The 20,829-nt window shown below is 68.9% G+C and carries 20 protein-coding genes; 7 read left to right on the top strand and 13 right to left on the bottom strand.

Annotated elements, in window-relative coordinates:
* Window positions 1-4: 4 nt before the first annotated feature.
* The 6 genes from QMA07_RS08550 to QMA07_RS08575 all read right to left on the bottom strand — a co-directional run bounded on the left by QMA07_RS08550 (window position 5) and on the right by QMA07_RS08575 (window position 6,735).
* Window positions 5-1,027, bottom strand: a complete 1,023-nt coding sequence (locus QMA07_RS08550; RefSeq protein ID WP_290161180.1) for an iron ABC transporter permease — start codon at window positions 1,025-1,027, stop codon at window positions 5-7.
* 53 nt (window positions 1,028-1,080) lie between these two features.
* The gene (locus tag QMA07_RS08555; RefSeq protein WP_290161150.1) at window positions 1,081-2,115 is read right to left on the bottom strand and encodes an iron-siderophore ABC transporter substrate-binding protein; all 1,035 of its coding nucleotides are present in this window, start codon (window positions 2,113-2,115) and stop codon (window positions 1,081-1,083) included.
* Window positions 2,116-2,495: 380 nt separating this feature from the next.
* Window positions 2,496-2,699 (bottom strand): cold-shock protein, encoded by a 204-nt coding sequence (locus tag QMA07_RS08560; RefSeq protein ID WP_042538190.1) that lies wholly within the window; start codon window positions 2,697-2,699, stop codon window positions 2,496-2,498.
* A 77-nt stretch (window positions 2,700-2,776) separates the two neighbouring features.
* Window positions 2,777-5,662: an AAA family ATPase gene (locus QMA07_RS08565; RefSeq protein WP_290161151.1), complete on the bottom strand. Its 2,886-nt coding sequence runs from the start codon at window positions 5,660-5,662 to the stop codon at window positions 2,777-2,779.
* Window positions 5,663-5,730: 68 nt separating this feature from the next.
* Complete coding sequence (locus QMA07_RS08570; protein WP_290161152.1) at window positions 5,731-6,096, bottom strand: hypothetical protein; 366 nt, start codon at window positions 6,094-6,096, stop codon at window positions 5,731-5,733.
* Window positions 6,097-6,279: 183 nt separating this feature from the next.
* Entirely contained in the window at window positions 6,280-6,735 is a 456-nt protein-coding gene (locus QMA07_RS08575; protein ID WP_290161153.1) for an SRPBCC family protein, read from the bottom strand.
* Window positions 6,736-6,856: 121 nt separating this feature from the next.
* Here QMA07_RS08575 and QMA07_RS08580 point away from each other — a divergent pair, with 121 nt between their 5' ends.
* Entirely contained in the window at window positions 6,857-7,891 is a 1,035-nt protein-coding gene (locus QMA07_RS08580; RefSeq protein WP_290161154.1) for an FUSC family protein, read from the top strand.
* 111 nt (window positions 7,892-8,002) lie between these two features.
* Here QMA07_RS08580 and QMA07_RS08585 read toward each other — a convergent pair whose 3' ends face one another.
* A complete protein-coding gene (locus QMA07_RS08585) occupies window positions 8,003-8,191 on the bottom strand; it encodes a hypothetical protein (protein WP_290161155.1) in 189 nt (62 codons plus the stop codon).
* A 104-nt stretch (window positions 8,192-8,295) separates the two neighbouring features.
* Between QMA07_RS08585 and QMA07_RS08590 the strand changes: the two genes are divergently transcribed.
* The 3 genes from QMA07_RS08590 to QMA07_RS08600 all read left to right on the top strand — a co-directional run bounded on the left by QMA07_RS08590 (window position 8,296) and on the right by QMA07_RS08600 (window position 12,355).
* Window positions 8,296-8,964: a DNA alkylation repair protein gene (locus QMA07_RS08590; protein WP_290161156.1), complete on the top strand. Its 669-nt coding sequence runs from the start codon at window positions 8,296-8,298 to the stop codon at window positions 8,962-8,964.
* A gap of 34 nt (window positions 8,965-8,998) precedes the next feature.
* On the top strand, window positions 8,999-9,712 hold the full coding sequence (gene deoD / locus QMA07_RS08595) for a purine-nucleoside phosphorylase (RefSeq protein ID WP_290161157.1): 714 nt from the start codon (window positions 8,999-9,001) through the stop codon (window positions 9,710-9,712).
* Window positions 9,713-9,841: 129 nt separating this feature from the next.
* On the top strand, window positions 9,842-12,355 hold the full coding sequence (locus QMA07_RS08600; RefSeq protein WP_290161158.1) for a DEAD/DEAH box helicase: 2,514 nt from the start codon (window positions 9,842-9,844) through the stop codon (window positions 12,353-12,355).
* Here the strand turns inward: QMA07_RS08600 and QMA07_RS08605 are convergent.
* From QMA07_RS08605 to QMA07_RS08620, 4 genes are read right to left on the bottom strand one after another with little or no spacing between them, the layout of a single operon-like run.
* Window positions 12,327-13,418 carry an acyltransferase family protein gene (locus QMA07_RS08605; RefSeq protein WP_290161159.1) on the bottom strand — a complete coding sequence of 364 codons (1,092 nt, stop codon included), beginning with the start codon at window positions 13,416-13,418 and terminating at the stop codon, window positions 12,327-12,329. The two genes, QMA07_RS08600 and QMA07_RS08605, sit on opposite strands and share 29 nt — an antisense overlap.
* On the bottom strand, window positions 13,415-14,371 hold the full coding sequence (locus QMA07_RS08610) for a D-alanine--D-alanine ligase (RefSeq protein WP_290161160.1): 957 nt from the start codon (window positions 14,369-14,371) through the stop codon (window positions 13,415-13,417). Before QMA07_RS08610 ends, QMA07_RS08605 begins: the two co-directional genes overlap by 4 nt.
* The gene (gene alr, locus QMA07_RS08615) at window positions 14,368-15,504 is read right to left on the bottom strand and encodes an alanine racemase (RefSeq protein ID WP_290161161.1); all 1,137 of its coding nucleotides are present in this window, start codon (window positions 15,502-15,504) and stop codon (window positions 14,368-14,370) included. Before alr ends, QMA07_RS08610 begins: the two co-directional genes overlap by 4 nt.
* Window positions 15,501-16,109, bottom strand: a complete 609-nt coding sequence (locus QMA07_RS08620) for a M15 family metallopeptidase (RefSeq protein ID WP_290161162.1) — start codon at window positions 16,107-16,109, stop codon at window positions 15,501-15,503. Before QMA07_RS08620 ends, alr begins: the two co-directional genes overlap by 4 nt.
* Window positions 16,110-16,211: 102 nt before the next feature.
* Here QMA07_RS08620 and QMA07_RS08625 point away from each other — a divergent pair, with 102 nt between their 5' ends.
* Both QMA07_RS08625 and QMA07_RS08630 read left to right on the top strand, forming a co-directional pair.
* Window positions 16,212-16,883: a response regulator transcription factor gene (locus tag QMA07_RS08625; RefSeq protein ID WP_290161163.1), complete on the top strand. Its 672-nt coding sequence runs from the start codon at window positions 16,212-16,214 to the stop codon at window positions 16,881-16,883.
* A 28-nt stretch (window positions 16,884-16,911) separates the two neighbouring features.
* The gene (locus QMA07_RS08630; protein WP_290161181.1) at window positions 16,912-18,075 is read left to right on the top strand and encodes a HAMP domain-containing sensor histidine kinase; all 1,164 of its coding nucleotides are present in this window, start codon (window positions 16,912-16,914) and stop codon (window positions 18,073-18,075) included.
* A 144-nt stretch (window positions 18,076-18,219) separates the two neighbouring features.
* Here the strand turns inward: QMA07_RS08630 and QMA07_RS08635 are convergent, their stop codons facing one another.
* A complete protein-coding gene (locus tag QMA07_RS08635) occupies window positions 18,220-18,873 on the bottom strand; it encodes an NAD(P)H-dependent oxidoreductase (RefSeq protein ID WP_290161164.1) in 654 nt (217 codons plus the stop codon).
* A gap of 80 nt (window positions 18,874-18,953) precedes the next feature.
* Between QMA07_RS08635 and QMA07_RS08640 the strand changes: the two genes are divergently transcribed.
* On the top strand, window positions 18,954-19,292 hold the full coding sequence (locus QMA07_RS08640) for a helix-turn-helix domain-containing protein (RefSeq protein ID WP_290161165.1): 339 nt from the start codon (window positions 18,954-18,956) through the stop codon (window positions 19,290-19,292).
* Window positions 19,293-19,299: 7 nt separating this feature from the next.
* On the opposite strand, the gene QMA07_RS08645 is transcribed toward QMA07_RS08640, so the two are convergent.
* The gene (locus QMA07_RS08645; protein ID WP_290161166.1) at window positions 19,300-20,820 is read right to left on the bottom strand and encodes an SDR family NAD(P)-dependent oxidoreductase; all 1,521 of its coding nucleotides are present in this window, start codon (window positions 20,818-20,820) and stop codon (window positions 19,300-19,302) included.
* Between the last annotated feature and the right edge of the window lie 9 nt (window positions 20,821-20,829).

Below are 20,829 nucleotides of genomic sequence, written 5' to 3' on the forward strand. Positions count from 1 at the left end.
GTGCTCACAGCTCACGCACCTTCTGACGGCGGACGATCCAGATGAAGAACGGGGCGCCGATGATGGCGGTGATGATGCCGACCTGGATCTCCTCCGACGTCGGCGAGATCACGCGGCCGACGATGTCGCTCGCGAGCAGCAGCGCCGCTCCGGCCACGGCCGAGAACGGCAGCAGCCAGCGGTGGTCGGTGCCGATCAGCATCCGGCACACGTGCGGAATGACGAGACCGACGAAGCCGATCGGCCCTGCGATGGCGGTGGCCGCACCGGCGAGGATCACGGCGCCGAGTGCCGACATGAGGCGCGTGCGGAACACGTGCTCGCCGAGCCCCTTGGCCATGTCATCGCCGAGGGCGAGGGAGTTCATGCCGCGGGCGCTGATGACGCAGATCAGCGCTCCGAGTGCGAGCACCGGTGCCGTGATCGCGATGCGCGGCCACTCAGCACCGCCGACGCCGCCGATCTGCCACGACTGGAAAGCCTGCAGCAGGTCGACGCGGGGCAGCATGATGGCGCTGATCAGCGACGCGAAGGCGGCCGACGTGGCCGCACCCGCGAGGGCGAGCTTGAGAGGTGTGGCGCCGCCGCGGCCGAGCGAGCCGACCGTGTAGACGAAGGTGGCGGCCACGGCGGCGCCGATGATCGCGAGGGCCATCTGGCTGTAGGCGTCGGTGAGGCCGATGAATGCGAGTCCGATGACCACGGCGAGCGAGGCGCCGTTCGAGACGCCGAGGATGCCGGGATCGGCGATCGGGTTGCGGGTGACCGCCTGCATCGTCGCGCCGGAGAGGGCGAGAGCCGCACCGACGAGGATCGCGAGCACGGTGCGCGGAAGGCGCTTGATGATCGCGGCCTGGGCGAGCGTGTCGTCCTGCCCGCTGAGCGCGGCGAAGATGTCGTCGATGCTCACGGCGCGCACACCGAAGCAGATCGACAGGATGCAGAGCACGAGCAGCACTCCGAGGCCGACGAGCAGCCAGAGCGAGCGCGCCCATGCCGGACGCCGCAGATCTGCGGCGCCCGGCATGGGCATGGTGACAGCGGTCACGGGAATTCAGTGCGCGAGGGTGACGCAGAAGGTCACTTCGCGGCGAGCGGTGCCGCCAGCAGGCCGAGGTAGTCGGAGAGACCCCACGGGATGGACAGCGGCGACGGGTTCGCCGACGCGGCGATCGGAGTGGCATCCGGGAGGATCGCGATGCGGCCCTCGGCGATGGCCGGGATCTTCGACAGCAGCGGGTCTGCCTGCAGGGTCGCGATGAGCGAGTCGTCTCCGTAGGTCACGAAGACGTCGACGTCGGCGAACCTGTCGGCCTCCTCAGAGCTCACGGTCAGGTAGAACTGGTCGCTGTCGGCGTTCTCCTCGACGACGGACGGCAGCGGAAGGCCCAGGTCGTCGTGCAGGTACCCGGGGCGCGTGTCGATCGCGGTGTAGTAGCCCACCTGGCTCAGGTCGCTCGGGTCGATGTAGGCGAACAGGACCTTCTTGTCCTTGATGGCGCTGTTCTCCTCGAGAGCGGCCTCGGCGTCGGCGTGCAGGTCTTCGATCAGGGCCTCGCCCTCGGCCTCGAGACCGAGCGCCTTCGAGTTCATCTCGATCATCTCGTCGACCGGGGTGCCCCACGCGACCTCGGGGTATGCGACGACCGGAGCGATCTTCGAGAGGGTGTCGTACTCCTCCTGCGTCAGGCCGGAGTACGAGGCGAGGATCACGTCGGGCTGGGTGTCGGCGACGGCCTCGTAGTCGATGCCGTCGGCCTCGTCGAACAGCACGGGCTCCTCGCCACCGAGCTCGTCGAGCTTCTCTTCGACCCAGGGCAGGATGCCGTTGTCGTCGTCGTCGCCCCAGCTCGCCTTGCTCATGCCGACCGGCACGATGCCGAGAGCCAGCGGCACCTCGTGGTTCGCCCAGGCGACCGTCGCGACGCGCTCGGGCTTCTCCTCGATCGTCGTCTCGCCGTAGACGTGCTCGATCGTTACGGGGAAGGCGCTGTCGTCAGCGGGGTTTCCGCCGGCGGAATCGGAGTTCGAGTCGCTCGACGACGTCGCGCAGGCCGTGAGGCCGAGGGCGAGGGCGGCGGCGACACCGGCGGCGAGAAGACGAGAGGTGCGCACAGGCATTCCCTTCGGGTTGGGTTGAGGGGGTGCGGCGCGGAGGGGCGCCAGGGCTTTGGTAAGCCTGGCCTAATCTAACAGAAAGTTAGGCAAGCCTCATCTCGGGTCAGGACGTCGTGCGGTATCCGGGGCCTGATCCATTCCGCGCGTGGGGGTCAAAAACGCATCCCCCGGGCCCGATTCGGATGCGGAACTGACCCCGCACCGGCGTTCGGATGCGGAACTGACCCCGCACCGGCGTCCGGATGCGGAACTGACCCCGCACGGACGCCGGAGCCGCGCGGGGTGCGTTCCGGTCATGCCCAACCGAGACCCCCGGGCATGCAGAAAGCCGGCCGGATCCGTGAGGATCCGACCGGCTTCAGGAAGTCTGCTCGCGCTCAGAGAGCGCGGATGTTCGCAGCCTGCATGCCCTTGGGGCCACGCTCAGCGTCGAATTCGACCTTCTGGTTCTCACGGAGCTCCTTGAAACCGGAGCCGGTGATTGCCGAGTAGTGGGCGAAAAGGTCGTCCGTGCCGTCATCGGGAGCGATGAAGCCGAAGCCCTTTTCAGCGTTGAACCATTTCACAGTGCCAGTGGCCATGTGTTTTCTACTTTCTGTTTTCAAACGGCCGCTTGCGCGGCCTGCGCCGTGACGGAACGTCCGACATACGCGCAAGCTCAACGTACCACGGCATCCTGCCGTGAAACCCCGAAGTTCTGATTCTTGTGAAGAACCGCCGCCTCGGTGCGCGTGCTGACACCGAGTTTTCGCAGCACAGCCGACACATGAACGCTCACCGTCTTGACGCTGATGAAGAGCCGCTCACCGATCTGACGGTTGCTCAGCCCCTCGGCGATCAGATCGAGCACCTGCCGCTCGCGTGCCGTGAGGGGGTCGGCATCAGCCGCGGCACTGGCGATTCCGGATGCTGCGGAAAGGCCGGCCGCCGCGGAGAACGCGCGCACCATGCGCAGGAGCGGAACGTGGCCGAGCCGCTCGGCCTCCTGCAGAGCATGGCTGAGGACGACGCCCGCGTCGGCCCGCTCTCCTGCCTCGACCAGCAGCCGCGCGAGGGCGAGCCGCGTCGTCACACGGAAGGTCACCGGCACGTCGTCTGAATCCGCCACGTCGACGGCGGCCCGCAGCGCCGGAACCGAAGGCGACAGCAGCGCATCGAGAATCGACCACCACGCATCGTCGAGCAGCTGCTCCGGCTGAGCGAGCCACGCGGCCCGGACCTCGTCACTCGCCCCACCGACGTCGACGCCCGCCGCCCGGAGCTCGGCGATCAACCACCCCGCCTCGAGAAGAAGCCTCCTCTGGTGCAGGAAGACCGGCCCGTCATCGGCGAGCATCGCGCGGATCTCGTCGAGCGCGCCTGCGAGGTCTCCGCGCCCCTCGGCGACGGCGACGCGCATCATCACCTCGTCGTACCAGATCTGCCGCTCGACCCGACCGGTCTCCTCGAACGAGGGGTGCCACTCGCGCAGGATCTCGGCGGCCTCGTCGTGTCGCCCTCGCCATGAGAGCACGCGCACGCGGGTCATCGTGGAGTACATGTGAGAGATGCGCAGCGTCCGCTGAGCACGTTCACGGGCCAGCAGCCCCTCGACGCGCTCGATCTCGCCCATCTCGAGCAGTGGCACCGCCATGTTCTGCGCCATGATCGCACCTGTCGTGCGCTCGACGCCGAACGCTCGCGCTCTGGCGAGGCCGTCTTCGGCGACCGCGACGGCGTCGCGATAGCGCCCGAGCAGTCCGAGCAGGTCGGAGTAGTTGACTCGGTATCGCATCTCGGGGCTCGCACCGCGTGCCAGACGGAGCGCGACCGCATACTCCCGGTGCCCGGCCTCGAGATCACCGAGGTGAGCCTGAGCACCGCCGCGCACGTTCGCGGCGATCGATGCCTCGTCCTCGGCACCTGCCCGCACGGCGCGCTCACCCGCCTCGGTCGCCAGGGCGATCGCCTCATCGAGCCGTCCGGCGATCATGTAGCGACTCGCAAGCTGGTTGAGCACCGAAGCGCGCAGTCGATCGTTATCGACCTGCCGCTCGAGGATCTCCAGCGACTGCTGCAGCAGCTCGATCGGCCCTGATCGACCGAGATGCATCATGTAATAGGCCTTGTCGCGCAGCAGCCGAGCGTGCATCCGCGGGTCGACGGCGTCGGGGTCGACCTCGTCGAGCGCGAGATTGACCACAGCGAGCGCCCGCTCGCCGTCACCGGCATTGCGCAGCACCGACCCCAGCGTTCGGAGCAGCTCGATGCGGTCGAGGGCGACCACGCTCTCGGCATCAGGAACCTGGATCCACAGATCGAGGGCGAGCTCTCCGAAGCGGGCTGCGCTCGCGAAGGCGAACCGCGACTTGGCGTCGAACATCGCGGCGACGGCTGCGGCGAGCGCTCGTCGGTCGTCTTGCGCGAGCTGCCAGTGATAGGCGAGCGCGGCAGAGTCGGCGGTGTCGGAGCCGTCGCAGTTCTCCTCCAGCGCCTCGGCATACGCTCGGTGCAGCCGCGCCCTCTCGCCCGGAAGCAGATCGTCGTGCACGGCCTCGCGCAGCAGCGCGTGGCGGAATCGGTAGTCGTCGTCGGCCACGACCAGGATGCCGCTGAGCGTCGCCTCGCGGATCGCCTCATCGAGGCGCACTTCGGGCAGCCCCGCGAGTTGGGTGACCAGCGGATGGGTCAGCGGCCGCTCGGCCCCCGACACCACCTGCACCACTCGTCTCGCGTCGTCACCGAGGCGGTCGAAACGGGCCAGGAGCAGATCGCGCAGGCTGCCGGGAAGGGGGCCCGAAGAGCAGCCCGCGAGCTCTTCGACGAAGAAGGGGACTCCTTCGGCGCGGTCCTGGATGCGCTCGAGCGCCGCGTCGCTGAGGGGCTGCCCGGTGATCGATTCGGCGAGCTGGCGAACCGCCGAGATCTCGAGCCGCTCGACAGTGACCCGCTCGAGCAGGCGCGCACGAGTGGCTTCGCCGATGAACCGGCTGACCGCGTCTCCGCGGCGGACATCGTCGGAGCGGCAGGTGAGGAGCAGAAGGATGCGCCCGTGGGTCAGCGTGCGGAGCAGGAAGGAGAGCAGCGCGAGGGTCGATTCGTCTGCCCAGTGCAGGTCTTCGACGACGAGCACCTGCGGCGCGTGCTCGGCTGCGGCCTCGATGAGGGCGGCGATGGCATCGCGCAGCCTGTCGGGGCTGCTCTGCGAACGCTCGGTGGGATTGAGCTCGGGCAGCAGCATGCCCAGAGCCTCGACGCCGACGCCGAGCTCTTCGCGCACGCGATCTGCGCCCATGCGGGTGACGATCGAGCGAAGGATGCCGGTGATCGGCCCGAACGGTGTGCGCGACGCTCCGAGATCGAGGCACCACCCGACATGCACATCGGCTCGGTTGACCACCTCGGCGCCGAACTCGCGCAGCAGCCGGGACTTGCCTATGCCCGCCTCGCCCTCGACGAGCGCCGCGAGAGGAACCCCCTCGACGACTCGGTCGAAGAGCCCGTGCAGGACCGCGATCTCAGCCTCTCGGCCGACCATCGCAGCGCTCGCGGCGGAGAGTGACATGGCACCATCGTCCCACTCCCCTCCGACATCCGGGCGGGGTGACGCGGGCGGTGCCGGGGATGCCGGACTCACCGAGCCGGCGCCGGCTCGCGGCAGAAGGCGGCCAGACTGTCGGCTGGTGCAGCGGGTGCCGTCTCGGCGGGCGCAGCGGGCCGCGAGGCTCGCGGCGCGACCGTCGTGGCGGTACGCGCGGTGCCCGCGCCGGCATCCGGCGCGACGTCCGCGGCAGCATGCGCGACAGCATCCGGCGCATTCGACTGCCGACGGGTGATTGTGCGCAGCATCCGCTGTCCTAACCGTCCAATCGGACCGGGCGTCCGTGGGACGATCTGGTCGGCGTGGTCGGCGAGGAAACGACGGCACTCAGCCGCCTGCTCCAGACGCTCGTTCTCGAACTCGGCGACCTTCTCGGCGAAGTAGGGGTGCTCGTACATGACATCTCCTCGGTTGGGATGTCCCCACACTCCGCTCTGAGGTGCCCCGTCGACATCGGGAGGATGCCCTATCTTCGGGGTCGCGAGCGCCCTAGACGATTGCAGGCCGGCAGCGAGCAGGCAGCGAAAGAGGCCCGGGCGGTGATGGGGGCACCACCGCCCGGGCCTCGGCTCAGGGGTCGATCAGGCGTCGACGTCGCCGCGCCAGGCACCGGTCTCGGCGCCGCGCTTCTCGATGAACTCCTTGAAGTTCTTGAGGTCCTTCTTCACCGCGTGCGAGCCGGCGCCCACCAGCGAGCCGACCTTCTCGAGAAGTCCCTCGGGCTCCCAGTCGATCTGCACCGTCACGCGAGTGGTGAGCTCCTCGAGCTTGTGAAAGGTCACCACACCCGCGTGCTCGGTGTCGCCGCCGACGCTCTTCCACGCGACGCGCTCGTCGGGGTGCTGCTCGGTGATCTCGGCGTCGAACTCACGCGTCGCACCGCCGACGTTCACGGTCCAGCGGTTGTGCGTGTCGTCGATCTGGACGATCGACTCGACCTCGTCGAGGAAGTGGGGGAAGCTCTCGAACTGCGTCCACTGGTTGTAAGCGATGTCGACCGGAACGTGTACGTCGATGGTCTCGATGATCTGCGCCATGTGATGCTCCTCACTTTTCGTCGTTCGTGTGATCCCATTCAGCTGCATGCGCCTGGGATGCGCGACGGGGTTGACATCGAGGGCGCCACGACCGAGCATGCGCACGAGTAGCGTTGAGTGCATGCGCATCCATGCCGCGATTCGCGCCTCGAAGCGCTCGCCCCTGCTGCAGGTGGTGAAGTCCGCCGCGGCGACGATCGCGGCCTGGCTGCTCGCGGGATGGGTCGTGCCAGGACAGCTGCCCGTCTTCGCCGCGATCGCCGCCCTGCTCGTCGTGCAGCCGAGCGTCAACCAGTCGCTGTCGAAGGCGCTCGAGCGCAGCATCGGCGTGATCGTCGGCGTGCTCATCGCCGTGGCACTCGGCCTGCTGCTGGGTTCGCCGAGCTGGATCGTGCTGCTCGCGATCGTCGTGGCGATGCTCGTCGCGTGGGTGTTCAAGGCGACCCCCGGCACCGGCAACCAGGTCGCGATCTCGGCGATGCTCGTGCTGGCGCTCGGTTCGACGCCCGATTACGCGATCGCGCGCATCTTCGAGACCCTGATCGGCGTCGCGATCGGCATCGTCGTGAACGCACTCATCGTGCCGCCGGTTCTTGTCGCTCCTGCCCGCCGCGACCTCGGACTGCTCGGCAGCGAGCTCGCGGCGAGCCTCGACCGGCTGGCCGAGGCGCTGCCCGAACCGCAGACGCCGGCCCGATTGCAGGAGCTCATGCTCGAGGTGCGGCTGCTGCGTCCGATGAAAGAGGCCGCGGAGGCGTCCATCGCGGCGGGCGAAGAGTCGCTCACCCTCAACCCTCGCCGCTCGACACATCGAGATGAGCTGCGCGAGATGCGCGCCCTGCTCGATCGACTGTCACCCATCGTCACGCAGACGATCGGCATGACCCGCGCGTACTTCGACCACTACGACGATTCGATCGGTGAGGAACCGGCGGTCACGGCGATCGCGGAGCAGCTGCAGCGGGCGGGCCACGACGTGCGGCTGGCCGTGCAGATCGCCGAAGTGTCACCCGAGCTCGAGACGCTGACCTCGGCGATCCCCGCACTCACCGCGCCGCTCGTGATCAGGCCGCCGTCGTCGACGCACTGGATCCTGATCGGCTCGCTGATGGAAGACCTCCGCCGCATCCGCGGCGAGCTCGTCGACGAGGAGTGATCGCCGGTTCGCGTTCACAACTCAGGACAGCCGTCGGCCGGCGAGGCCTTTCGGACCGATCACGGCGCGAATCGCGCGATTGACCCTGAGTTATGAACCGGCGATCGGGTGTCAGTCCTGTTCGGGGTCGTCGGCGAGCACGTCGCCGTCGTCGTCTGAGGCCGGGCCCGAGGGGACGGACGTCGTCGGCTCGCCCTTGTTGCCTTCGCTGCCGAGGTTGTCGTTCTCCTCGGGTCCGGCTGACTGCTCGGTGCTGATGTCGTTGCGGTCGGTACTGATGTCGTCGCTGTCGCGGGTCATGCGCGTTCCTCTCGTCGGCGTTCGGTCTGCGTGCACGCGAGGTTAGAGCCCGACGCTCACGGAAGCCCGGGCCTTGACAAGCGCCGGAGGCCTACCCTGGTCTCATGCCCGACATGACCGTGCCCGAAGCCCTCGCCGAGCTGGCCGCGCTCGAGGATCCGAAGATGCGCGCCGCCAACGAGAAGCGCGGCGACGACCATGGCATGAATCTCAGCCGGCTGCGCACAGTGGCCAAGCGCATCAAGACCGACCAGCCCCTCGCCACGGAGCTGTGGGCGACCGGCGAGACCTCCGCCCGTCTGCTCGCTCTCCTCATCTGCAAGCCACGCGAGTTCACCGCCGATGAGCTCGACGCGATGCTGCGCCAGACGCAGGCTCCCAAGGTCAACGACTGGTTCGTCAACTACGTCGCCAAGAAGACCCCTCTCGCCGAAGAGCTGAGGCTGCGGTGGTTCGACGACTCAGACCCCACGGTCGCCGCCGCGGCGTGGTCGCTCACGACCCTGCGGGTGGGCAAGGGTGCCGAGGGCCTCGACCTCGAGCATCTGCTCGACCTGATCGAGCGCGACCTGGTGGAGGCGCCGAAGCGCCTCCAGTGGGCGATGAACGAGACACTCGCGAACATCGGCATCTTCCACCCCGAGCTCCGGGCCAGGGCGATGGAGATCGGCGAGCGCCTGCAGGTGCTCGCCGACTACCCCACCGCCCCCGGCTGCACCTCGCCGTTCGCCCCGATCTGGATCGGCGAGATCGTGCGGCGCAGGGAGGGCTGAGCTTGCTCATCGGTTGGCCTCGTACGCTGAGTGCATGAGCACGCACATCGCCGCACAGCCCGGTCAGATCGCCCCCGTCGTCCTGTTCCCGGGCGACCCGCTGCGCGCGAAGTGGATCGCCGAGACCTTCCTCGACGACGCCGAGCTGTACTCCGAGACCAGAGGGATGCTGGGCTACACAGGCACCTGGCAGGGCCACCGCGTCTCGGTGCAGGGGTCGGGCATGGGCCAGCCGTCGATGGCGATCTATGCGAGCGAGCTGTTCGAGGAGTACGACGTACAGACGATCGTGCGGGTCGGGTCGTGCGGTGCGCTGACCGAGAAGCTGAAGGTGCGCGACATCATCATCGCGAACGGCGCCTGCACGGATTCGGGCATCAACCGGGTGCGCTTCCACGGGCTCGACTACGCACCCGTCGCGGACTTCGGCCTGCTGCGCGCCGCGGTCGAGGCGAGCGAGTCCGAGCAGCTCGACTCCGCGGTGCACGTCGGTCTGCTGTTCTCGAGCGACCAGTTCTACAGCACACGCCCCGAGCTGACCGAGCCGTTCGTGCAGCACGGCGCACTCGGCGTCGAGATGGAGGCGGCGGGCCTCTATACCCTCGCGGCGTTCCACGGCCGGCGCGCCCTGGCCATCTGCACGGTGTCGGACCACATCGTCACGGGCGAGCAGACCACCGCCCAGGAGCGCGAGCAGACGTTCGGCGACATGATCCGCATCGCACTGCGCGCGGCGACCTCGGTCTGAGGCGTTCACAATTCAGCATGAGCGGCGGCTGATCGCTCTGTTCGGGCCGGTACCGACCGCGACCGACGGTTCCATGCTGAATACCGGACGGGATTCGCCGGGGACTCGAGATGGGATGATCGACAGACCATGCCTGCGATCCTCGACCACACCACGCTGACAGACGGATCCGATGCGGATGCCGTCTACACGGCGTTCGTCGAGTGGGCGGAGTCGACCGGCATCAGCCTGTATCCCGCACAGGACGAGGCGGTCATCGAGATCGTCTCGGGCAACAACCTGATCCTGTCGACGCCCACCGGCACCGGCAAGTCGCTCGTCGCGGTCGGCGCGCACTTCGCCGCACTCGTCGAGGGTCGTCGCTCGTTCTACACGGCACCGATCAAGGCGCTGGTCAGCGAGAAGTTCTTCAGCCTCGTCGACGTGTTCGGCGCCTCGAACGTCGGCATGATCACCGGCGACTCCTCGGTCAACCCCGATGCGCCGATCATCTGCTGCACCGCTGAGATCCTCGCGAACCTCGCGCTTCGGCAGGGCACGGATGCCGCGGTGCACCAGGTCGTCATGGACGAATTCCACTTCTACGCCGATCCCGACCGCGGGTGGGCGTGGCAGGTACCGCTGCTCGAGCTGCCGCAGGCGCAGTTCATCCTGATGTCGGCCACGCTCGGCGATGTCTCGCAGCTGTCGAGCGACCTGACTCGCAGGACCGGCCGCGACACGGCATCCGTCACGGGTGTCGAGCGTCCCGTGCCTCTGCACTACTTCTACGAGACCACGCCGATCCACGAGACGATCGACGACCTGCTCGGCACCGGCCAGGCCCCGATCTACGTCGTGCACTTCTCGCAGGCCGCGGCGATGGAGCGGGCGCAGGCGCTGTCGAGCACCAAGGTCGCCACGCGTGAGCAGCGCGACGAGATCGCGGCGCTGATCGGCGGATTCCGGTTCACCACGGCCTTCGGCAAGACCCTCTCGCGGTTCCTGCGCGCGGGCATCGGAGTTCACCATGCCGGAATGCTGCCGAAGTACCGGCGCCTGGTCGAGCAGCTGGCCCAACGCGGACTGCTGCGCGTGATCTGCGGCACCGACACTCTCGGCGTCGGCATCAACGTGCCCATCCGCACGGTGCTGCTCACGGCTCTGACCAAGTTCGACGGCACGCGGATGCGGCAGCTGAGCGCCCGCGAGTTCCACCAGATCGCGGGGCGCGCGGGCCGCGCCGGCTTCGACACCGCCGGCACCGTGGTCGCGCAGGCTCCCGAGCACGAGAGCGACAACATCGCCGCGATCAAGAAGGCCGGCGACGACCCGAAGAAGAAGCGCAAGATCATCCGCAAGAAGGCCCCCGACGGGTTCGTGTCATGGGGCGAGCCGTCGTTCCGCAAGCTCATCGACGCCGAGCCCGAGACACTGACCTCGCACATGCAGATCACGAGCGCGATGATGCTCAATGTGATCGGCCGCGGCGGCGACGTGTTCGGCAACATGCGGGCCCTCGTCTACGACAACCACGAGCCTCGCAAGAGACAGCGCGAGCTCGCGCTGCGCGCGATCGGGATCTATCGCACGCTGCTCGAATCCGGCGTCGTCGAGCAGACGGATGACGGTGAGATCCGCCTCACGGTCGATCTGCAGCCGAACTTCGCCCTGAATCAGCCGCTGTCGCCGTTCGCCCTCGCTGCGTTCGAGCTGCTCGACCGCGATCCGGCTGCGGGCACGGGAACAGGCTCCTACGCACTCGACATGATCTCGATCGTCGAGTCGACGCTCGACGATCCGCGGGCCATCCTCGGGCAGCAGGAGTTCCTCGCGCGCGGAGAGGCCGTCGCCGCCATGAAGCGCGAGGGCATCGAGTACGACGAGCGCATGGAGCTGCTCGAGGAGATCACCTACCCGAAGCCCCTCGATGAGCTGCTCACGGCCGCGTTCGAGACCTTCAGCGCCGCGCAGCCGTGGATCCGCGACTTCGAACTGCATCCGAAGTCCGTCGTGCGCGACATGTACGAGCGAGCCATGTCGTTCGGGGAATATGTCGCGTACTACAAGATCGCGCGCTCCGAGGGCGTCGTGCTGCGCTACCTCTCCGATGCCTACCGGGCGGCCTCGCAGACGATTCCCGAAGAGGCCAAGGACGAGGATCTCCGCGACCTCATCGAGTGGCTCGGCGAACTCGTGCGCCAGGTCGACTCGAGCCTGCTCGACGAGTGGGAGGAGCTGGTCAACGGCGTGCTGCACGGACCGGACGACGAGCCCATCGTGCCGCCGGCTCCGAAGCGCCTGACGTCGAACACGCGCGCTTTCCGCACCCTCGTGCGCAACGAGCTGTTCCGACGGGTGCAGCTCGCGGCCCGCGAAGACGTCTCGGCGCTCGCAGAGCTCGACCCGTCATTCGGTGCGGATGCCTGGTCCGACGCGCTCGACGGCTACTTCGCCGACCACGACGAGATCCTCACCGGTGCGAACGCCCGCAGTGCACAGCTGCTGCTCATCACCGAGGGCCCCACCGAGTGGATCGTCCGTCAGATCCTCGACGACCCGGCCGGAGACCATGACTGGGGCATCTCTGCCACTGTCGACCTCGCGGCCTCCGACGAGGAGGGCGCCGCCGTGCTCACGGTGACGGGCGTCGACCGGCTCTAGGCCCGGCCATCCGGGTCTGGGCCATCCGGGTCTGGGCCATCCGGGCCTCAGTCAGCCGGTCGATCGGTCGCAGCGGGTCGAAGAGCACCCCGAGCCCCACCCGCACGAGGCCGGCGTGCACCGCGAGACAGATCGCGATCACCACCGCCGTGAGCACGATCGGCCAGACGGCCTCGACCGCCGGCGTCGCGACCCATCCCGCTCCGCGCAGCGCGCCGTCGATCAGGGCGAGCGGGATCATATGGATGACGTAGATCGGCAGCGTGCGCTGCCCCACCCACCGCAGCGGCCGAGCGACGACAGACACGTGTCGATCGGTCATCGCGCACGCCACGACCCCGAACGCCACCGCGACGACCGCGAGCAGCGGCCAGACACCGGGCCATTGACGCATGCCGAGAACCCCGACCGCACCGGCAGTGGCGACATATGCGGTTCCGAGCATGAGCGTGCGCAGCGGAGTGGATGCCACGGCGAACCGTTCGATCAGGGACCGCATCCGCAGCCCCGCGAGGAAGAAGAACAGATTCTGCACGACCTGCCACAGGTTGCCCAGGTCGGGAATCACCCCCGCCGCCACGACCGCAGCGAGCACGAACGCGACCGGCAGCACCAGGGCGGTCGGCACGTGACGCGCCAGGCGCGCGACGAGCAGGTACACCGCGAGGGCGAGCAGATACCAGAGGTTCGTCGGGCTGACCGTGAGCTGCGCGAGCAGCTGCCATCCGTTCTCGGCTCTGGCGGTGTCGAAGTCCGGAGTGAGGGCGAGCACGAACGTCTGGATCACGACCCAGATGACGTAGACCGCAGCGAGCCGCCCGGCCCGCCGCCGCCACGACGTGCCGACGGGCTCATTCACGACACTGCCGGCGAACATCCCCGAGATCAGGAAGAACAGCGGCATCCGCAGCGGCAGCAGCTGTGCGTTGAGCGTCGCCCAGGCTTGTGTGATCGCGCCCGCGCCGTCGACCTCGACCGCGTGCTTGGTCACCACGTGCCAGAGCACCACCAGGATGATGCAGACGCCCTTCGCGACATCGGGCCAGCCGACGCGCGCGCTCACCGCCCCGGGACCTCGGCCGCGCGCACGAGGCGCGAGACCAGATCGACATACGACACGTCGGCCGCCGCGAACATGCGTGGCACCTGGGATGCCGCGGTCAGCCCCGGCATCGTGTTGACCTCGTTCAGCACCGGCCCATCGGCGGTGAGGAAGAAGTCCATCCTCGCGACACCGGCGCATCCCAGAGCGTCGAACATGGTCAGCGCCGCACGCGTGATCGACGTCGTCTCGTCAGCCGAGAGCTGCGCCGGCACCGTGAACTGCGCGCTGCCGTCGTACTTCATCGCGGTGTCGAACAGTCCTGCCGCGTGGATCTCCAGCGGCGGTGCGGCCCAGCGCACTCTTCCGCCTTGTTTGATCACGGCGACGTCGATCTCCCTCCCGTGCACGACCTCCTCGACCAGGATGCGTCGGTCGAACCGCGCGGCTTCGCGCAGCGCGGGCGCGAGTTCCTGCTCCGAACGCACGAGCGAGACTCCGTAGCTCGATCCGGCCGACACCGGCTTCACGACCACGGGTCCCTCGAACTCGGAGTCCCCGCAGTCGGCCGCATCGATCAGACGTCCCCTGGCGGTGCGCAGTCCCGCCGCCTCGGCGACCAGCTTCGTCGCCCACTTGTCCATCCCGATCGCCCCGGCCCGCGGACCCGATCCGACCACTCGGACCCCCGCGAGAGCGCACAGCGCAGCGAGCACGCCGTCTTCCCCCAGGGCTCCATGCACCGCGGGGAATACGACATCAGCTGCAGCCACCAGCGGCATAGCGAGGGTCAGGGATGCAGCGACGGTGGCACCCTCCGTGACGCCCGCAGCCTCCCAGAGACCCTCTCGCGAGATGGTGACCTCGCTCACCTCGTGTCCGCCGGCACGCAGAGCCTCTGCGACCGCCGCTGCCGATGCCAGCGAGACCTCGTGTTCGGCGTTCTGCCCTCCTCCGATGACCAGCACCCTCACGCGATCGCCCTCTCGACTCGAGATCCGATGCCCGTCACGATCGTGTGAGGAATGGTCCCCGCCCACCTCGCCCACTCCTGCACGCTCGGTACCGCGCCCCCCTCGGGTCCGAACACGACGGCGGTCGTGCCCCTGGGCACGACCAGTTCGCCCGTGTCGACGACGATCTGGTCCATCGAGACCCGCCCGACGATCGGGCAGCGGATGCCGTCGATCGCGACGGCCGCGCCCGGCGCGAGTTCCCGCGGGATGCCGTCGGCATACCCGACGCCGATCACGCTCAGGCGACTCGCGCGCTCGGTCACATACGAGCCCCCGTACCCGACGGGAGTCCCCGTCGGCACGATGCTGCTGTGCACGACGGATGCCGTCAGCCGCGCGGCCCCCTGCAGCGACTCGGTCTCCGAGGGGTCGATGCCGACCAGCCCGGCGCCGACGCGCACCATGTCGAAGTGCGTCGCGGGGTCCGTCAGCGCGCCCGAGGTCGCCGCGAGGTGCACGATCAGCGGGCCGAATCCGGCGCGCAGCACGGCATCCCGTGCCTGTCGCATCCGCAGCACGGCAGGAGCGTTGGCCGACGGATCAGCGGCGTCAGCGCAGGGCAGATGACCCATGACCCCGACCACCTCGATGCGGCCTCGACCCGAGCGAGCGACCCGCAGCAGCTCGGCCCAGTCCTCGACCGGCACGCCGCCCCGCGACATCCCCGTGTCCATGTGCAGATGCACGCGCACGCGTGCGCCGGCCAGCGACGACGCATCGGCGATCAGCTGCCGCAGCTCGTCGACGGAGCCGACCGCGATATCGACGCGATCCGCGACGACCTGCATCACGTCGACCCCCGCGGGGTTCAGCCACGCGAGGATCGGCACCTCGATGCCCGCATCGCGCAGGTCGCCGGCATCCCCTGCATCGGTCACGCCCAGCCACTGCGCCCCCGCATCGATCGCCGCGAGAGCGACGGTGACGGCACCGAGACCGTATCCGTCGGCCTTGACGACCGCCATGATGGGGGCGTCGGTCGCCGACCGCATCCGTTCGACGTTCGCCGCGATCGCGTGGGGAAGCGTGTGCAGGGTCGGTGCGTGCAGGCGAGAGAGTGTGAGGCGCGGAGTCGTGAGCGCGGTGGTCATCGCTGGGTCCTCGGGTCGGTGGTCGGGTCGTTGTACATCAGCGGGCACCCGTTCGCCACGGCCGCGGGACGCAGTTCGAAGTGCCAGCGCTCGTTCGCATAGATCTGGCAGAGACCGAACTCGGCGCCGTGCTGCGCCAGCCAGTCCTGCGCGGTGAGCGGGCCGAGGTCGATCGCATCCCCCGACACGTGCTCCGAGTTCTCAGGAGTGGCGACCCAGCGCGCGGCCTCCTCCTCAGACCCGTATTCGACGACGGCATCCTGCCGCAGCACCTGCTGGTACTCGGCCGACCGCCATCCGCTGTTCACATGCATGCTCACGCCGTCGCGTTCGGCGGCGGTGGCGGCGGCACGCACGGCAGCCAGCAGATCGGAGTCGAGATTGGTCACGGCGGGGGTCTCGTCGAACACCGACACGGCGCCCTCATCGCGGATCACCCCGTCGGCCTCGGTGAGAGATGCCGGCGAGACGGTGGGAGGGACGGATGCCGACGCCAGCGGCTGCTGGCCGATCAGCACGACCGAGCCTGTGATGGCCGCGGCGAGCAGAGCGACACCGATGACCGCGGTGAGGCGTCGCTGTCTGAGGGCAGTGCGTGTGTTCATGTCATCAGTCAAGGAGGGGGCCTGTTGCGGCAGCGTATGCGCTTTTGCATACGCTCCCGATATGTCGGGGTGCGTAAGCTCTGAGCACATGGGAGCCGTGTCGTGAGGGTGCTGATCGTCGAAGACGAGCCCTACCTCGCAGAGGCCGTGCGCGACGGATTGCGACTCGAGGCCATCGCCGCCGACATCGCCGGCGACGGAGACACGGCACTCGAGCTGCTCAGCATCAACTCATACGATCTCGCCGTGCTCGACCGAGACATCCCCGGTCCGTCGGGAGACGACGTCGCTCGCTCGATCGTCGCGTCCGGCAGCGGAATCCCGATCCTCATGCTCACCGCGGCCGACCGCCTCGACGACAAGGCGACCGGCTTCGAGATCGGCGCCGACGACTACCTCACCAAGCCGTTCGAGCTGCGCGAGCTCGTGCTGCGCCTGCGCGCCCTCGATCGCCGACGCCAGCGATCTCGACCACCTGTGCTCGAGGTGGCGGGCCTGCGGCTCGATCCGTTCCGCCGTGAGGTGTTCCGCGACGGCCGATACGTCGCCCTCACCCGCAAGCAGTTCGCGGTGCTCGAGGTGCTCGTCGACGCGGCCGGTGGGGTCGTCAGTGCCGAACAGCTGCTCGAGCGGGCGTGGGACGAGAACGCCGATCCGTTCACGAACGCCGTGCGCATCACGGTCTCGTCGCTGCGCAAGAGACTGGGTGAGCCCTGGCTGATCCTCACTGTGCCGGGCGTGGGCTACCGAATCGGGACGGATGCCGATGGCTGACCCGATCCGTCCGAAGCGGCGCCGCGGCATGAGCGCCCGCTGGAAGCTCACCCTGAGCTACGCGGGCGTCGTCGTGGTGTCGGGCATCGGGCTGCTCGCCGCCGTTGCCCTGTACCTGCTGCGCTACGTGCCCGATGTGAACATCGTCAGCGACCTCTTCGTGCCCAACCGCTCCGACCTCATCCGCGCATTCGTCCCGGTCGCGATCGTGATGATGCTGGTGCTGCTCGCTCTGGGGCTGGGCGGCGGCTGGATCATCGCCGGTCGGATGCTGGCTCCCCTCGACCGCATCGGGCGCGCGGCTCAGCTCGCCGCGCAAGGATCGCTCTCTCACCGCGTCGCCCTCGAGGGCCCGCGCGACGAGTTCCGCGATCTGGCCGATGTCTTCGACTCGATGCTCGAACAGCTCGAGGCGCACCTGGCCGAGCAGCAGCGATTCGCCGCCAACGCCTCGCACGAGCTGCGCACCCCGCTGGCGATCTCACAGACCATGCTCGAGGTCGCCCGCAACGACCCCGACCGTGACGTCGATGCGCTGATCGACCGGTTGTACGAGGTGAACGCCCGCGCGATCGAGTTGACCGAGGCGCTGCTGATGCTCAGCCGCGCAGAGCGCCGCACGTTCACTCGCGAGCCGGTCGACCTCTCGCTGCTGGCCGAGGAATCGGCCGAGACGCTGCTACCGCTCGCCGAGCGTCGCGACGTGACGATCGACGTCGGCGGCGACACCGCGGACGTGCTCGGCTCCCCGGCGCTGCTGCAGCAGCTCATCAGCAATCTCGTGCACAACGCCATCGTGCACAACCGTCCCGCCGACGGGACCGTCGTCGTGCGCACGCACGCGCTGCCGCACGCTATGGCGCTCGTGGTCGAGAACACCGGCGACGTGCTGCCGGCCCACCTCGTGGCGACGCTCGCCGAACCGTTCCAGCGGGGCGCCGAACGCGCGCGTGGGGCGGGGAGCGCTCGGAGTGTGGGGAGTGCTCGTGCGGGCGGGAGTGCGCGCGATGACGGGCACGGGCGTGACGGGCGAGCGGATGACGACGATCACGTGGGCGTCGGCCTCGGCCTCGCGATCGTGCAGCGCATCGCGCAGGCGCACGACGGGTCGCTCGTGCTCACGGCTCGTCAGGGTGGCGGGTTGAACGTGACGGTGTGGCTGCCGCATCCGTTCCCCGGCCCGCTCGCCTGACGGGGCATCCCCCAGCCCGGCCCCGCACCGGATGCAGGACCGACGCACGGATGCAGGACCGGAAGCCGTGCTCCGATCCTGCATCCGTGCCTGCGTCCTGCAGACGGGCAGGGGCAAGACGTCGGTTCCGACCGTGCCAGGAGGTCAGGCGACCTCGCCCCGGAGCGCGGCGAGCTCGCGGCCGTAGGTGCGCGCCGACTGCTCGGCGTTCTCCTTGAGCTCACGGGCGGTGTCGGCGAAGGCGTCGAGCGCGGGGTTCACGCCCACGAGCGTGAAGGGCCGCTCGACGATGCGCAGGTCGAGACCCCAGACGTCCTCGAGCACGCGGCGGAGCCATCCGGTCGAGTGGTCCCAGCCCTCCTTTGGGGTTCCCGGCGCGTAGTTGCCGCCGAGCACGGTCACGAGGGTCGCCGGCTTGCCACGAAGCGCGGTGCCCTGCGGGTCGATGCGCGGGTCGGTGTAGGCGAGGTCGAACCACGTCTTGAAGTGCTGCGAGACGCCGTAGTTGTAGAGCGGCACAGCGAACAGCAGCGCGTCCGCGCCGATCAGCTCGTCGGCGAAGGTGGTGGCGAGGGCGCGAGCCTCGTTCTGAGCGGGAGTGCGCTGCGCCTCGTCGACGAAACCGCCGGTCACGGCATCCGCCCAGGCCGTCGCGGGCACGGGGTCGGCGGCGAGGTCCCGGCGAGTGACGGTGGAGTCCGGGTGCGACGCAGTCCACTCTGCTTCGACGAGGTCGGCGAGCGAGCGACTGGCGGACGACGCGGGAAGGATGCTGGCATCCAGGCGGAACAGGGACATGAGGGGGTGCCTTTCGTTTTTCGTAGCTGCTCTGTTTTTCTTAGCGACTCGCGTTAACGTAGCACAGGTAGGATGGTCGTATGGCCGAGATCGACGAAGAGCGTCACGTCTGCGACGCCGCCGTCACACTGGCCTTCAGCGTGCTCGGCAAACGCTGGAACGGCATGATCGTCTCGTCACTCGGGGGCGGCCCTTCGACGTTCGTCTCGCTGCGGCGCGCAGTCTCAGGCATCAGCGACACCGTGCTCTCCGACCGTCTGGCCGAGCTCGCCGAGGCAGGACTCGTGGCCCGCGCGGTCGATGCCGGCCCTCCGGTCACCGTCTCTTACTCGCTGACCGAGAGCGGCCGTGGGCTGCTGCCGATCCTCGACCAGCTCGGCACCTGGGCATCCGCGAACCTCGAGATCCGCGCTCCCTGACGCCCCCTCACCAGGGGCTGGGCTCGTAGTCCTTCAGGAAGACGCCGTGGATGTCTTCGCCGGCTTCACCGCGCACGATCGGATCGTAGACGCGGGCGGCTCCGTCGACGAGGTCGAGCGGGGCGTGGAAGCCCTCCTCGGCCAGACGCACCTTCGTGTAGTGCGGGCGCTCGTCGGTGATCCAACCGGTGTCGACGGCGGTCATCAGGATGCCGTCGGTCTCGAGCATCTCGGCGGCGCTGGTGCGCGTGAGCATGTTGAGCGCTGCCTTCGCCATGTTCGTGTGCGGGTGTCCGGGCCCCTTGTAGCGGCGCGAGAACTGCCCCTCCATGGCCGAGACGTTGACCACGTACTTGCGGTTCGCCGACGATGCCGCCATCGAGGCGCGCAGGCGACTGATCAGCAGGAACGGTGCGGTCGTGTTGGCGAGCTGCACCTCGAGCATCTCGAGCGGATCCACCTGGTCGATCGACTGCACCCAGCTGTTCGACGTGTTCACGTCGGGCACGAGACCGCCCGCGTCGATCGCAGTGCCGTCGGCGTGCTTCTCGAGCGACGACGACCCTGGGGCCATCGCGAGGCGTGCGAGGTCTTCGGCCGTGAGCGCCTGGCCGCCCTGCTCGGCGACGGTGCCGCCGAGGGCCGCGACCGACAGCAGCGGGTGCGAGTCGACCGACGCCTGCAGAGCCTGCGGATGCGGATCGACGGTGTGACCGAACGTCTCCATCTCGGGCAGCGGGCCGTCGGGAAGCGGCTGCAGCTCGGCATCCGCCAGCAGTGAATAGGAACCCGGCGAGCGGCGCACGGTCTGCGCGGCGTTGTTGATGAGGATGTCGAGCGGCCCCTGAGCTGCGACCGAGTCGGCGAGACCGATCACCTGGGCGGGGTCGCGGAGGTCGATTCCGACCACACGCAGGCGGTGCAGCCAGTCACCCGAGTCGGGCAGCGCCGAGAAGCGGCGAACCGCGTCGCGAGGGAATCGCGTCGTGATCGTCGTGTGCGCACCGTCGCGCAGCAGCCGCAGCGCGATGTGCATGCCGATCTTGGCGCGACCGCCGGTGAGCAGCGCGCGCTTGCCGGTGAGGTCGGTGCGGGCGTTGCGCTTGCCGTGGCTGAAGCGCGCGCAATCGGGGCAGAGCTGGTGATAGAACGCGTCCACCACCGTGTACGGCTGCTTGCAGATGTAGCAGTTGCGGGGCTTGAGCAGCTCGCCGGCGATCGGGGCGTCGACGACGCTGGTCGCCAGATCGTGCCCGCGGGTCTCGTCATCGATGCGGTCGGGGGCGCCCGTGGCGGTGCGGGCCACGACGGCCCTGTCGGCGTCGGCGATCGCATCGCGGATCTCTTTGCGACGCACGCGCTTGACGGCCTTGAACATCGCGGCGGTCGCGTGGCGCACGGCCACGAAGTCGGGGTGCTCGTTGTCGATCTGGTGCAGTTCCGAGAGCACCCGCAGCGTGGTGGCGAGGTCTTCGGGGTCGATGCCGGCTCCGAGGTCGGGTGCAGCGTCGGAGGGAGCATCGGTCATTGTGCCGAT

The organism is Microbacterium sp. APC 3901, from assembly GCF_030407765.1.
Classification (GTDB): Bacteria; Actinomycetota; Actinomycetes; order Actinomycetales; family Microbacteriaceae; genus Microbacterium.